Origin of the sequence: Maribellus comscasis (assembly GCF_009762775.1) — a bacterium.
Classification (GTDB): Bacteria; Bacteroidota; Bacteroidia; order Bacteroidales; family Prolixibacteraceae; genus Draconibacterium; species Draconibacterium comscasis.
This window is the reverse complement of the sequence record NZ_CP046401.1, coordinates 3,325,177-3,339,209: the sequence shown is the minus strand read 5'-3', so window position 1 is coordinate 3,339,209 and position 14,033 is coordinate 3,325,177. Positions and strand designations below refer to the sequence as shown.

General features: G+C 38.9%; 12 protein-coding genes. 9 read left to right on the top strand and 3 right to left on the bottom strand.

Annotation, left to right across the window (positions count from 1 at the left end; all coding sequences use genetic code 11):
- Nucleotide 1 precedes the first annotated feature (1 nt).
- From GM418_RS13335 to porX, 9 genes are all read left to right on the top strand, one after another.
- Complete coding sequence (locus GM418_RS13335; protein WP_158867078.1) at nucleotides 2-1,126, top strand: DNA polymerase III subunit; 1,125 nt, start codon at nucleotides 2-4, stop codon at nucleotides 1,124-1,126.
- A 133-nt stretch (nucleotides 1,127-1,259) separates the two neighbouring features.
- Nucleotides 1,260-1,712, top strand: a complete 453-nt coding sequence (locus GM418_RS13330; RefSeq protein WP_158867076.1) for a DUF4395 domain-containing protein — start codon at nucleotides 1,260-1,262, stop codon at nucleotides 1,710-1,712.
- Nucleotides 1,713-1,894: 182 nt separating this feature from the next.
- On the top strand, nucleotides 1,895-3,031 hold the full coding sequence (locus tag GM418_RS13325; protein WP_158867074.1) for a PSP1 domain-containing protein: 1,137 nt from the start codon (nucleotides 1,895-1,897) through the stop codon (nucleotides 3,029-3,031).
- Nucleotides 3,028-3,501: a gliding motility lipoprotein GldH gene (locus GM418_RS13320; protein ID WP_158867072.1), complete on the top strand. Its 474-nt coding sequence runs from the start codon at nucleotides 3,028-3,030 to the stop codon at nucleotides 3,499-3,501. The genes GM418_RS13325 and GM418_RS13320 overlap by 4 nt, the downstream gene beginning before the upstream one ends.
- Before the next feature lies 1 nt (nucleotide 3,502).
- Nucleotides 3,503-4,246: a tRNA (guanosine(46)-N7)-methyltransferase TrmB gene (gene trmB, locus GM418_RS13315; RefSeq protein ID WP_158867070.1), complete on the top strand. Its 744-nt coding sequence runs from the start codon at nucleotides 3,503-3,505 to the stop codon at nucleotides 4,244-4,246.
- A 123-nt stretch (nucleotides 4,247-4,369) separates the two neighbouring features.
- Nucleotides 4,370-4,696, top strand: coding sequence for an MGMT family protein (locus GM418_RS13310; protein WP_158867068.1), 327 nt, complete (start codon nucleotides 4,370-4,372; stop codon nucleotides 4,694-4,696).
- Between the two features lie 196 nt (nucleotides 4,697-4,892).
- Nucleotides 4,893-6,008 (top strand): Mrp/NBP35 family ATP-binding protein, encoded by a 1,116-nt coding sequence (locus tag GM418_RS13305; RefSeq protein ID WP_158867066.1) that lies wholly within the window; start codon nucleotides 4,893-4,895, stop codon nucleotides 6,006-6,008.
- Nucleotides 6,009-6,188: 180 nt separating this feature from the next.
- Complete coding sequence (gene porW, locus GM418_RS13300) at nucleotides 6,189-9,878, top strand: type IX secretion system periplasmic lipoprotein PorW/SprE (protein ID WP_158867064.1); 3,690 nt, start codon at nucleotides 6,189-6,191, stop codon at nucleotides 9,876-9,878.
- Between the two features lie 83 nt (nucleotides 9,879-9,961).
- Complete coding sequence (gene porX, locus GM418_RS13295; protein WP_158867062.1) at nucleotides 9,962-11,518, top strand: T9SS response regulator signal transducer PorX; 1,557 nt, start codon at nucleotides 9,962-9,964, stop codon at nucleotides 11,516-11,518.
- Here porX and GM418_RS13290 read toward each other — a convergent pair.
- The 3 genes from GM418_RS13290 to GM418_RS13280 form a co-directional block, all read right to left on the bottom strand.
- Nucleotides 11,515-12,363 carry a damage-control phosphatase ARMT1 family protein gene (locus GM418_RS13290; protein WP_158867060.1) on the bottom strand — a complete coding sequence of 283 codons (849 nt, stop codon included), beginning with the start codon at nucleotides 12,361-12,363 and terminating at the stop codon, nucleotides 11,515-11,517. The genes porX and GM418_RS13290 overlap by 4 nt on opposite strands.
- Nucleotides 12,364-12,508: 145 nt before the next feature.
- Nucleotides 12,509-13,261, bottom strand: a complete 753-nt coding sequence (locus GM418_RS13285; RefSeq protein WP_158867058.1) for an ABC transporter ATP-binding protein — start codon at nucleotides 13,259-13,261, stop codon at nucleotides 12,509-12,511.
- The gene (locus tag GM418_RS13280; protein ID WP_158867056.1) at nucleotides 13,258-13,998 is read right to left on the bottom strand and encodes an MlaE family ABC transporter permease; all 741 of its coding nucleotides are present in this window, start codon (nucleotides 13,996-13,998) and stop codon (nucleotides 13,258-13,260) included. Before GM418_RS13280 ends, GM418_RS13285 begins: the two co-directional genes overlap by 4 nt.
- Nucleotides 13,999-14,033 lie beyond the last annotated feature (35 nt).

Below are 14,033 nucleotides of genomic sequence, written 5' to 3'. Positions count from 1 at the left end.
CATGTTTTTTAGCGACGTAATTGGACAAAACGATATAAAACAACGGTTAATCCGCTCGGTCAAGGACGAAAGAATCAGTCATGCCCAACTTTTTGCCGGCCCCGAAGGCACGGGTAAATTAGGGTTGGCTTTGGCTTATGCACAATATATTTCGTGCCGTAACCGTACGGAAACGGATTCATGCGGAACCTGCCCGTCGTGCCACAAATATCAAAAACTGGCTCACCCCGATTTGCATTTTGTTTTCCCGGTATTTAACTCACCCAAATTTAAAAATCCGGTGAGTGATGATTTTATAAAAGAGTGGCGCGAGATGGTGTTTAAAAACCATTATTTTAATCTTAGCCAATGGCTTAGTTCAATTGACGCCGGAAATGCACAGGGATTAATTTACGAACGGGAAAGCGACTCCATTTACCGGAAGCTGAATCTTAAATCGTTTGAATCGGAATTTAAAGTGATGGTGATTTGGCTACCGGAAAAAATGCACATCAGTTGTTCAAACAAATTACTAAAACTAATCGAGGAGCCGCCAAACAAAACACTTTTCCTGCTCATTTCCGAAAATGAAGAAGCCATAATTTCCACCATTCGTTCAAGGGCACAACTTGTAAAGGTTCCGTTTATCGACAACGAATCGATTAAAAATGCCCTTTTGGAAAAAACAGATGCAGATCCCGGTGTTATACCAGATGCGGTTCACCTTGCAAATGGAAGTTATATCAAAGCGCTCGAATACCTTACTCCGGGAGAGGATAACCAGTTTTATTTTCTGAAATTTCAGGAAATGATGCGGTTTGCTTACTCTCGTCAGGTTCTGGATCTGATAAATTGGGCTGATGAAATGGCTGCAATTGGCCGCGACAAACAAAAATCGTTTTTCGATGCTGCTCTTCGTTTGGTTCGTGAATATTTTATTTTCAATATGAAAAAAATGAATCTTGTTTATTTAAATCGCGAGGAACAGGATTGGGGAAAAAAATTTGCACCGTTTATTAACGAAAGAAACATAATACCAATTTCGAAAGAATTTGAACTGGGCATAAAACACATTGGCATGAACGGAAATCCACGTATTATCTTTCTCGATACAGCACTAAGAATGGTGCGGTTAATAAAAAGATAAATGTCAAATCTCACACATATTCCTTTTTCGGGAGACCTGCGTCCAAAAAAATTCGCTTCTTAAACCAATTTCGTTGTTTGCTTGTTGAAGTAACTAACTATTAACCATTTTATTTCATCATTAAAAACAAAGTATGAAGATTCAAGGAATTGTATGCCCCGTTTCCATTGAGAAAATTGACAGTAAGGTTAGTCGGTTAACTGTTTTTCTTAATGTAATCCTCATGGGATTTTTTATTTATACTAAAAATCCGTTGTTTATTGGAATTGTTGCAGCCGATTATTTTATCAGAGCAATCTGGAAGATGGAATACAGCCCTTTACGTTACATTGCATTTTCAATAATTTCAGCATTAAAACTACCTAAAAAGCCCATCAATCTTGCGCAAAAAGTTTTTGCATCGCGTCTGGGAGTAATTTGTGCCCTTACTTCTTTAATTTTACAACTGCTTGGATACACAACAGGTGCCTTAATTGTAGCCGGTATTTTAATGGCGCTGTCATTTATGGATTCAGTTATGAATTTTTGTGTGGGCTGTATCATTTACAACTACATTGTATATCCGTTTTACAAAGACAAAGACTAGCAGATATCTCCCAAATAAGGGTTTTCGTGTGCAAATAAATGGGCAAATAACTCCCGCCGGTTTAATAAATTCGTTTTAAATAAGTTACATTTCACCGGCAAATAGGTATAATTATTATTTTTGTCCTGTTAGTTCTTTCAGAAATATTGATTTTTGAAATGTTCCGACTTTAAACAGACTCTATGAAAGAATTGGAAATCGATACGATAGAAAGAGGTATTTGCAGCTCCGATCAGTGCGGATGTGCCAAACTTCATGTCAACGATTGGCTGAGCGATATAAAATCAACGGTTCCGAAACAGGATATCATTGAGGTCCGTTTTAAAAATACACGAAAAGACTATTATATAAACGTAAATAACCTCAAGTTGCAGGTTGGAGATTTAGTAGCAGTTGAGGCCAATCCCGGACATGACATCGGAATTATTTCTTTGACCGGAGAACTGGTGTTTGAACAGATGAAGAAACACAAAGTTACGCTCGTCAACGGGGAATTGCGTAAAATCTACAGAAAAGCCAAACCAGTAGATATTGACAAGTGGAAAGAAGCCATATCTCTGGAACACCAAACAATGATACGTTCACGGCAGATTACAGCAGACCTGAACCTGGACATGAAAATTGGCGATGTGGAGTATCAGGGTGACAAAACAAAGGCGATTTTCTATTACATTGCCGATGGCAGGGTTGATTTTCGTCAGTTGATTAAAGTTTTAGCCGAAACATTCCGCATACGAATCGAAATGAAACAAATCGGAGCAAGACAGGAAGCCGGAAGAATTGGAGGAATCGGGCCTTGCGGAAGAGAACTCTGTTGCGCCACCTGGATGTGTAATTTTGTTTCGGTTACAACCAATGCTGCCCGCTACCAGGAAATTTCGCTTAACCCTCAAAAACTGGCTGGTCAGTGCGGAAAACTAAAATGTTGTCTGAACTTTGAGGTTGATTCGTACATAGATGCGCAAAAAGATTTTCCACCTAATCATATTCCTCTTGAAACCGAAAACGGGACATATATATTTTTCAAAGCCGATATTTTTAACCGGAAATACTGGTACACACTCCAGGGGAATGCTCCGGCTTCGCAAGTTGAAGTTCCGGTTGAGATGGTGAAAAAGATCCAGAATCTAAACCGAAAAGGGAAAAGACCGGAGAAACTGATTGTGGAAAACAGGAATGATTTAAAAAAAGAACTCGATACTTTCCACAATGTTGTCGGACAGGAGGACTTGAATCGCTTTGATCGTCCCAAAAGAAAATCGAGAAAAAAGAAAAGACAATACAAAAGGAATGTAAACCGAAAACCAAATTCCCAATGAGAAAAATAAAACACCTGTTTTTTTTGTTCGGTTTAATACTTTTTATTCTTTCTGCCTGCGATAAAAACAAAGTTTTTGAAGAATATAAAACCCTTCCGGAAAAAATATGGAACCAGGATTCGCTGGTTCATTTTAGCTTTCCGGTTGCCGATACGCTTCAACACCACAACTTATACCTCAATATCAGGAATGAGGTTTCCTATTCTTACAGTAATTTATGGCTGTTTATCGAAATTATTCAACCCGATGGCAAAGCAGTAAAAGACACATTTGAAGTCACGTTGGCAGATCCATCAGGCAAGTGGCTGGGAGAAGGTTTCAGCGGTTTAAAAACCTTGCAGACGGTCTATCGCCGCAACGTTTATTTTCCCGTTTCAGGCGAATATAAAATCAATATCAAACAGGGAATGCGTGAAGAAAATCTGAAAGGAATAAGTGACATTGGCTTCAGAGTAGAAAAAATTCAGTGAAGTGGGGAAAAATAAACTTGCAAAATTTGAAGATATGGAGCGTTTTGAACATGTGGTTCAGGCGCCGTACCATAAAGTTCAGAACAACGATTTTTGTCTGAAAGGAAATTGGAACAAAGAATTCTTCAAAAATGAGAATCCGATTGTTTTGGAACTGGGTTGCGGAAAAGGTGAATATACAGTTGAACTGGCAAAAAAAAATTCATCGGTAAACTTCATTGGAGTTGATATAAAAGGTGCAAGGCTCTGGAAAGGGGCAAAACAAGCTTCTGATAAACAACTTAAAAACGTTGGTTTTCTGCGTACCAATATCGAAATTATTTCGCAGTTTTTTGAAGAGAACGAAATTGATGAAATCTGGCTTACGTTCCCCGATCCACAAATGAAAAAAACACGTAAACGACTTACATCAACAACGTTCCTGAAAAAATATAAAACCTTTCTAAAAAAAGATGGAATCATTCACTTAAAAACCGATAGTAATTTTCAGTATATCTACACGCGCGAATTGGCTTATCTGAATAAATTTGAAATTCTGACAGAAACCGACAACCTTTACAAATCGGACATATTAAATGAGACACTGCAAATAAAAACATTCTACGAAAAACAGTGGCTTTCCCGTGGAATTACAATAAAATATATTGCTTTCAGGTTGAACGATAAACCTTTTAAAGAGCCGGATACTGAAATTGAAAAAGATGAATACCGCAGTTTTGGAAGAAGCGCAAAAGATATACATTGAAAAAAATTCCAAATCACAAAATTCAACTAAACTTCAATTTCACTGATCAATTTTGAATTCTAAAAGAAAAAAGAACTATTTTCATTTCTAAATACTCAAGTCCAAAATCTAACAATCCCGGTGATGAGCGATTTTTTTGAAAAAGTTTACGATGTGGTCAAACAGATTCCTCCGGGCCGGGTAACAACTTACGGCGCCATTGCAAAATATTTGGGAACAACAGGCTCAGCACGTATGGTAGGATGGGCAATGAATGCAGCAGGCAGCCACTCTGAATTCGTGCCGGCGCACCGTGTTGTCAACCGAAACGGGCTACTTACCGGAAAACATCATTTTGACACACCAAATGCGATGAAAGAATTGCTCGAAGCCGAAGGATTTGAATTCGAAGAGGACCAGATTATCAATTTTAAAGAGCGGTTTTGGGACCCGGCAAAAGAGCTGGCGTAACGAGCGGACACTATCTGAAAGGTCTCCTGCAACTCTTCCCTTCAATCAATTCATACAAAAAAGTATTTTTTAATCGATTATTTGTAAGTTTGCATTGATTTTAGATAAAAATGAAATTATTTTAAACTAAAGTTCAAAATAATTATTTTTGCACCTTATGTTTTCGAAGTTGGATTTAAATTAGCAGTCAGTTGTTATGGCAGAAATACCACGTAAATTAATCGTCCCCAAAAACGTTACAGATGCATTACGCGAAGTAAAATACCCCGGTAGTAATGAGGATATTGTTTCGCTCGACATGGTGCAGGAAATCCGGATTGCAGGACAGCGTATAAGCTTTTCTCTTGTGTTTCAGAAAAGTAATGATCCGAATATTGAGCAAGTGGTTTTAGCGTGTGAAAACGCCATCAAAAAACATTTGGGCGATGAAGTAGAAATTGAAGATAACATTGCGGTTAAATTTTTGCACGACATGGAACGCCCGATTCTTCCGCAGGTTAAAAATATTGTTGCGGTGGCTTCGGGAAAAGGAGGCGTTGGAAAATCGACGGTTGCGGTTAATCTTGCTGTTGCACTGGCAAATTCCGGTGCAAAAGTGGGTTTGATTGATGCCGATATTTTTGGTCCGTCAATCCCGAAAATGTTTGGAGCAGAAGATATCCGGCCAACAGGTGAAAAAGTGGATGGCCGCGAAGTGATTAACCCGGTTGAAAAATTTGGTGTGAAATTTTTGTCTGTTGGTTTTTTTGTTGATGCAGAAAGCGCGATTATTTGGCGTGGTCCAATGGCATCAAACGCCTTAAAACAATTGATCTCGGAAGGTAACTGGGGCGAACTGGACTACCTGCTCATCGACCTCCCTCCCGGCACCAGTGATATTCACCTTACACTTGTACAATCTGTTCCGGTTACGGGAGCAATAATTGTTACCACTCCGCAGGATGTTGCACTAGCCGATGTTATTCGCGGAACCAGTATGTTCCAGAGCAAATCAATCGATGTCCCGGTGCTTGGCCTGGTTGAAAATATGGCCTGGTTTACTCCTGCCGAACTTCCCGAAAACAAATATTACATTTTTGGCAAAGACGGTGGCAAAATACTGGCAGATAAGCTGGGACTAAAACTGCTCGGACAGATTCCAATCGTACAAAGTATTCGAGAAGGAGGTGATGCAGGGACACCAGTTGCAGCAAATGGAGAAACGGTTACCGGAATGGCTTTTACCGAGCTTGCCAAAAGTGTAAAACATCAGGTACATCTCCGGAATATTCAAAAAGCGCCGACAAAAAAGGTAAAAATCACCCGGAAATAGTTGCGTATCAAATATATAATTGCTGATTTTGAATTGCGGGTTCTATTCTTACTTCTTTACTGCTGAAACAGTAAAAAAATATTATTTTTGTGCCTTTTGAAAATGGAATAAAATCAAAAGAATAGAGGCAATATTCTGATGAAAAAACAGTTTATTCCTAAAGCCAATAAAAAGATCTGTTTGAATAAGCTTTTTTTACATACCATAGGAGTAGTTTTTCTGGTAGCACTTTTTGCAGGTTGTTCAACTGAAAAGAACACCCGTGCCTCGCGTGCATTTCACAATATGACATCGCATTATAATGTTTATTTTAATGCCAACGAAAGTATTAAAGAAGGTGTCCAGCGCATTGAGGACAACATTGAAAACGATTACACAAGAATTTTGCCGGTTTATAAGTCGAGTATTCCCTCATCGGCCAACATGGTTCGTTCCGATATGGATTATGCAGTTGTAAAGGGATCTAAACTGATAGAAGTTCACTCAATCACAAAAAAACCAAAACCAAAACGAAACCGCACAAGAAAATATATTGAATTTGCAAGCCAGGAAGAATTTAACAAATGGATTGACGACAGTTATATATTGATTGGAAAAGCATATTTCTATCAACACAATTTTAGTGCTGCCATCACCAATTTTTCCTATGTGGTGAGAAAATTTTCGGAAGAGGAAACCAAGTATGAAGCTTTTGTATGGCTGATTCGTTCTTATACCGAACTGGAGAGATATATTGAGGCTTCAGAAATCATTCAGGCTGTTCAGGGCGACGACAATTTTCCTAAAAACCTGGAAGCAGATTTGGCGCTGGCTACTGCCGATTTTTATAAAAGACAGGGGGACTACCTGGAAGCGATCAAATTTTTGGAGATAGCAAATTCAAAAATTTTCTGGAAGTCGAACAGGGCCAGATACAAATACATCATTGCTCAGCTTTATGAAGAGCTGGGACAACATGCCAAGGCAGCTGAAGCATTTACCGAAGTGACAAAAATGAACGCCGACTATGCGATGCAGTTTAATGCGATGATAAATGCTGCGGGCGTTTTTTCAGGTGAAGGAGACGCCGAAAAACTCAAAAAAGAATTAAACAAGTTATTACGTGATAAAAAAAATGTAGACTTCAAAGACCAAATATATTTTGCGCTTGGGAACTTGTTTTTTAAAGAAGGTAACCGCGATTTGGCGGTTGAAAACTACAAAAAATCGGTAGCTGCCAGTTTCCAAAACCAGTATCAAAGAGCACTAAGTGCAGTTACTTTGGCCGATATATATTTTGAAGATTTAAACTATAAAGGTGCACAGGCATACTACGACAGTGCCATGATTATTGTTGATGAGACCTACCCAAACTATACTGAACTGGAACAAAAATACCGGAGTTTAACCAATTTGGTCGATAATCTGAATACTGTTGAACGTGAAGACAGTTTACAAAAGGTTGCCGGAATGTCGGAAACAGAAAGAAAGGCTTTGATTGCAAACCTTATGAAGGAGGAGCAGGAAAGGCAGCGGAATATGGAAAATCTGGCTCTGCAGAACAGCAGAGGGTCTAATCGGTCAAGCCGTTACAGGATGGGAATGGGAAGCAGTAGCACCGGTGCCGGCTGGTATTTCTACAACCCGCAAACCGTGTCATACGGAAAAGTCACTTTCCAGCAGCGCTGGGGTAAAAGAGCACTTGAGGACGACTGGCGGAGGTCAAATAAAAATACCATGTCGATTGATGAAATGGATGAGTTTACCGAAATGATTGATTCGAGTCAAATGGTTATCCGGGAAGATGACCCGCTAAAAGAAGAATTTTATACTCAAGACCTTCCTTTAACGGACTCTCTGATGAAAATTTCGAATGAAAAAATCAGGGACGCGTTATACAATGCCGGTAAGATATTTAAATCGGAATTTAGTAATTACGAACGTTCTGCCGGATCGTTTGAAGAACTCAACGAACGTTATCCCCAAAACATTTACCTTCTTTCAGCTTATTTCGATCTTTATGATTTGTATGAACTGATGGGCGACAAACAAAAATCAAATTATTACAGAAATCTCATTATTTCGGAATTTCCCGACAGCAAATACGCGCAGTTCCTTGTAAACCCAAATTATTTTATCGAAATGGAAGCACTGATGGACAGTTTAAACAACTTCTATCAGGAAACATTCAGAAATTATAAATCAGGCAGATACAGGAATGTTATTGAAATGACGAATAACATGAAAAGTCTTAAACCGGATAGTTTGATGCTTTCAAAAATCGACTTTATGGGGACAATCGCGCGTGGAACACAAACCGATGTTCATAATTTTGAAAGTTTGCTAAAAGGTTATATCGAGACTTATCCGAAAGCGGAACCTGCTCCGCTCGCCAAAGAGATTTTGACATTAATTCAGGACAGTACACTGGCCGATTACCAGAAACTGGTGGAGATGGGATACATCAACGAGGAAATTCAAAATGAAGAGTTGCTGCCTGAAAACCGGATGGAAAATGACGAATTTGGCGGCAAATTCACCTACGAAGAAGATTTACTTCATTATTTTGTTATTGCTTATCCGCGCGATGCAGATATCGATCTGAACCGTTTAAAGTTTGATATCGCCAACTATAACATCGACCATTATACAAAAATCGATTTTGACATTGAAACCGAAAATCTGGATGAAAACACTGCCTTCCTGATTGTAAGGGCGCTTGAAAACAAAGAGGACGCATTGATCTATCACGGGGCAATTATTCGTAAAGCAAACGTTTTTAAAACCCTGACCGGAGTCAATTATGTGAACTTTGTGGTTTCTTCTACAAACTACCGGCAAATGATGACTGAAAAATCGATGGCTGACTACTTAAAATTCTTTGTTAAAAATTACAGCCGTTTTATTAAATCGAATTTCAGTGAAGATGAACCTGATGTTTCGCCGGAAGAACTAATGGCAAGAGCACAACGGGAAGAAGATGCTTTAAAAGAACGTGGAAACTTTGTGGTGGTTAATACGGGCGCCGGTTCGATGTTTAATACTGATATTGATACGACTCAAAGTTTTGTACTGGCGGTTAAAGATCCGAAGATGTCGACGCGCCAGGTTATGAATGAATTTTCGCAGTTTAACCGCAATGAATTCAGAGTTTGGAACCTCGCTCTTCAGTTAAAAACAACCAACGATTACCAGTTAATGGTTATTAAGGGTATTCCCTCGTTAAACGAGTCGATGTCATATTTCAGAAAAGTGGTCTTAACAAGGAGTTTGTTTGAGTCGCTGGGAAGAACAACGTACCGGAACTTTTTGATAACAGACGAAAACCTGCAAAAGATGATCGATGAAAATGATGTGGATGATTACATCGAATTCTTTAGAAACAATTACATTCAACGAAATCAGAATTCATCTTCTGGTGCGTCTTCTACCTCAACAAACGAAAGCACACAGGAAACAAGCCGGCAAACAGTTACACAGCAAACACCAATTGAAGCAGAGCCGGAGGAAACCGAAACTCCTTACAACCAAAACATTGAAGGTCCGCACCTGTTTATTTTTGTGATTCCACTGGAAGGGGTAGATAAAGCCGCATTTATAAACGGGATTAGTGAATACAACCAGGCCAATTACGGGAGTGTGTCGCTTACTCTGGAGGAGAAGCCTCTTGACAATTTCAGGGAGATTGTAGCCGTAAGAGGATTGCCGGACAAAGAAACAGCGTTAAAATATTCGGCCAACCTGGTTCAAAATCGTGATTTGTACAAACCACTTGGGGAAGCGAGTTACAGAAACTTCCTGATTTCTGCTGAAAATCTTGATATTTTCCTTTCAGAAAAAAATATTATCGAATACATGGATTTCTACAAGCGCTATTATCTCAACCAGTAATAATTTGGTTAAAGTTTGTTAAGCACATACTTCCACGTCCGTTTTTTTGTTTCTATCTTTAACTGACAATTAATTCAGAAAATATGAGAAAGCCTAGGATACTTTGGGTAGACGATGAAATCGATCTTTTACGCCCGCATATTATTTTTTTACAGGAAAAGAGTTACGAAGTTGAAACAGCCAACAATGGTTCGGATGCTGTTGACAAAGTAAAAGAAAATTTTTACGACATTATTTTTCTGGATGAGAACATGCCGGGAATGACCGGTTTGGAAACGCTGACCGAAATCAAATCGTTTTCGCCCAATGTCCCTGTAGTGATGATTACCAAAAGCGAGGAAGAAAATATTATGGACGAGGCCATCGGTTCAAAAATTGCCGATTACCTCATTAAACCTGTGAATCCAAAACAGATTCTCCTCACACTAAAAAAGAACATCGACCAGAAAAGGCTGGTTACCCAGCAAACTACATCGGCCTATCAAATGCAGTTTTCCCGGATCGGAATGCGAATTAACGACAGGCTTACTTACCAGGAATGGGTCGATATTTATAAAAAACTGGTTCACTGGGAGATAGAATTAAGCAGTTCGGAAGATTCTGCAATGGATCAGATAATCGCCATGCAAAAAGAAGACGCAAATAAAGCCTTTTTTAAATTTATTAAAGAAAACTACCTCTACTGGTTTCAAAAGGAAATAGGTGAACGTCCGCTTCTTTCAACCGACATATTCAAGCATAAAGTTTTTCCCATGCTTGATAAAGGACAGAAGGTGTTTGTGCTTATCATTGACAACCTGCGTTTCGACCAGTGGCGAACACTCAGCACCGTTTTTGAAAATTATTTCAGAACCGAAACGGAAGAATTATACTACAGTATTTTGCCTACAGCAACCATGTATGCCCGCAACGCGATGTTTGCCGGGTTAATGCCGTCTGAAATAGAAAAGATTTATCCTGAATTCTGGGAAGACGATGATAATGAAGGGCATAAAAATTACTTTGAAGAACAATTGCTTCAAAAGCAAATGGAGCGTTTTGGACGTAAAGAGAAACTTTATTATGATAAAGTTTCCGGGATCCGGCTGGAAAAAAGGATTTCCGATAACGTAAAAAGCATCCTCGCAAGCGACCTTTCTGTTATGGTTTTCAACTTTGTAGACATGATTTCGCATGCCCGTACGGAAATGGATATGATTAAAGAGCTGGCCGGAGATGAAAAGGCATACCGGTCGTTGACACTCAGTTGGTTTAACAACTCTTCTTTGCTGGAATTAATCAAAAGTCTTTCGGAAAACGATATAAAACTTGTAGTAACGACCGATCATGGTGCAATTCGGGTTGACAATCCCGTAAAAGTGATTGGCGAACGCGAAACAAATACCAACCTGAGGTATAAGCTGGGAAGAAACTTAAATTATAAAGCGAAACAGGTTTACGAAGTGCGCGATCCAAAACTGGCTTTTCTTCCCACTCCCAATGTGAGTACAAGTTACATTTTCGCCCAACCTACCGACTTTTTTGCCTATCCTAATAATTTTAACTATTACTCGAATTATTACAAAGACACTTTCCAACATGGAGGAATTTCAATGGAAGAAATGATTATTCCTTTAATAACATTGGGTACAAAAAGTTAGTTTACATTTTGTTTTACTACAAAATCACCTTTTTTAGCACCAATTTTTTCGCCTATAACCGGGCATTTTATCATTAAAAGGAAAAACAACCGCGGGTCCGATTCGTCCATAAGCCCCTCGTAATTTCCCATTCCTTTCGAGATGATCAGGTCTGCCGAGTTGTACACTTCTTTAAACTCGCGACTAACCCTGTGAAGAAGCGTTGAAGGGGCATCATCGCCATTACTGATCATTTTCGCAATTTTATCGATTCCAATGTTGACAACTTCTTTGCGGGTCGCATCATTTAAAACCGGCGCTCCGCGAAACGCAAACCAAACGTTTGGATGGTTTATAGTCTCAAGAAAAAGTTTGTCAAGAACAATTTCACCGGAGTTGTCCGCGAGGTATAAAATCGTGCGGGCCTTTTCTATCTCTCTTTTTAATTGCTCTGAATGATCAAACCTAAAATCAGTTGTCAGTACTCTTTGAATGGTTTCATCCACATCAAACTCGTGCGCAGGGCCAAAATCAATAATATTTCCGGCAATGGCCAAACGGAGAGAAAGATTAAAAGGATCATCAGAATTTCGCAGCAGTTCCTGAAAATCTGAATACTTGTTCAGCAAATAAGTATTACTCTCTTCTTTTTCCTTTTGATACGGGTCTTCAACCGTTGAGAAATTTTTTAAACGAGCCAGAATATCTCTGGTTATTTCCGGCGAATAACTATTTTCAAGATCAACACCGGCAATCTTTTTTATCAACTCACTTACCACAGTATTTCGCTCTTTCCGGGGAATTTCAAATTTATCAAGACGTTGTGGCAGCGATTTAACCTGGCAAATCAAACATTCATAATTCATATTTAAAGGCTAAAAACGGAGATCAGAAAACCCCAGACAAAAGTTAATCAAATGAAATCCGTGATTTTCAGATAAAAGTAATAAGAAACTGAAGAATCAACAGTTTAAAACAAAGCTTCAAATTATAAATTCAGGAAGAATTAATTTATTTCCCTTTCATTTGCGCATACAGTTTATTGGCAAAGATAAAATCGTTCACCTTTTTATTGTCTGTTTTGAGGATTTCATGTTTTGTTCCCTCCCAGCCTTTTTCACCTTTTGAAATAAAAAGGACCGACTCACCGATTTCGATTACTGAGTTCATGTCGTGAGTGTTAATTATGGTAGTCATCTGAAACTCTTTTGTCAGGCTTTGGATCAGTTTGTCGATCACTGTCGCCGTTTCCGGATCAAGCCCTGAATTTGGTTCATCACAAAAAAGGTACTTTGGATTCAATGCTATGGCACGCGCAATAGCTACACGTTTCTGCATTCCTCCGCTAATTTCACTGGGAAATAAACTAAATGCGTGTTTTTCAATATTTACGTGTTCAAGGCAAAATTCAACCCGCTCTTTTTTCTCTTTTGAAGACATTCGAGTAAACATATCCAGGGGAAAACGAACATTTCCTTCCACCGAAATACTATCGAACAGGGCTCCTCCCTGAAAAACCATCCCAATTTCCCGCCGCATCCTTTTCACCTCTTTTTCGCCCATTTGAGTGAGATTCCGGTCATTATACCAAATCTCTCCCTTATCAATTTCGAACAAACCTAAAATTGATTTTAGCAGCACTGTTTTCCCCGAACCGCTTCGGCCGATTATCAAATTTGTTTTCCCGTTTTCAAATGTGGCCGACACATTCTTAAGGACTTCATTTCCCTCAAACGATTTATATAAATTTTTAACTTCAATCATGTTAATAACAGGCGTGTTAGAATTAAATCAAACAAGAGAATAAGAATATTTGTATTAACCACAGCGCGGGTGCTGGCCTTACCAACTTCAAATGCACCACCCTGCACATAATAACCAAAATACGCCGGAACTGTTGCTACCAGAAAGCCAAAAAACAGTGATTTAATAATTGAAAAGGTAACATAATAGGGATAAAATAAATAACGAATTCCATCAAGATATTCCGGTACAGTGATAACTCCGGCAATGGGTCCTGTTAACAAACCGCCAAGCATTCCAAAAAAAACGCTTATGATAAAAAGGAAGGGAAAAATAAAAACAACGGCTACAATCTTTGGAAGAATAAGATAGCTGGCCGAATTAACTCCCATAATTTCCAGCGAGTCAATTTGTTCAGTAACCCGCATTGTTCCTATCTCGGAAGTAATGTTAGACCCGATTTTCCCGGCCATTATCAACGCAAGCATGGTGGATGAAAATTCAAGAATCAATGTATCGCGTGTACCGAGTCCTACCAATTCCGACGGATAAAGCGGATTCGACATGCTGTAGGCAAACTGGATAACCATAATTCCACCAATAAAGACCGAAATTACAATTACAATCCCAACTGAGTTTACTCCCAGGTTATCAATCTCGCGGAAAAGCTGTCGGAGATACATTTTATGCCGTTCAGGACGGGCAAAAACCCGCTTTAACATTGTAAAATAGCGACCAACATTGAAAAAAAACTTCATAGCCAAGATTTTGGTTAAAATTACAACATTAATGG

What these genes read in the sequence shown, in the direction of transcription:
- GM418_RS13335 (WP_158867078.1), top strand. Translation starts at nt 2, where the DNA reads ATGTTTTTTAGCGACGTAATTGGACAAAACGATATAAAACAACGGTTA.
- GM418_RS13330 (WP_158867076.1), top strand. Translation starts at nt 1,260, where the DNA reads ATGAAGATTCAAGGAATTGTATGCCCCGTTTCCATTGAGAAAATTGAC.
- GM418_RS13325 (WP_158867074.1), top strand. Translation starts at nt 1,895, where the DNA reads ATGAAAGAATTGGAAATCGATACGATAGAAAGAGGTATTTGCAGCTCC.
- GM418_RS13320 (WP_158867072.1), top strand. Translation starts at nt 3,028, where the DNA reads ATGAGAAAAATAAAACACCTGTTTTTTTTGTTCGGTTTAATACTTTTT.
- GM418_RS13310 (WP_158867068.1), top strand. Translation starts at nt 4,370, where the DNA reads ATGAGCGATTTTTTTGAAAAAGTTTACGATGTGGTCAAACAGATTCCT.
- GM418_RS13305 (WP_158867066.1), top strand. Translation starts at nt 4,893, where the DNA reads ATGGCAGAAATACCACGTAAATTAATCGTCCCCAAAAACGTTACAGAT.
- porX (WP_158867062.1), top strand. Translation starts at nt 9,962, where the DNA reads ATGAGAAAGCCTAGGATACTTTGGGTAGACGATGAAATCGATCTTTTA.
- GM418_RS13290 (WP_158867060.1), bottom strand. Translation starts at nt 12,363, where the DNA reads ATGAATTATGAATGTTTGATTTGCCAGGTTAAATCGCTGCCACAACGT.
- GM418_RS13285 (WP_158867058.1), bottom strand. Translation starts at nt 13,261, where the DNA reads ATGATTGAAGTTAAAAATTTATATAAATCGTTTGAGGGAAATGAAGTC.
- GM418_RS13280 (WP_158867056.1), bottom strand. Translation starts at nt 13,998, where the DNA reads ATGAAGTTTTTTTTCAATGTTGGTCGCTATTTTACAATGTTAAAGCGG.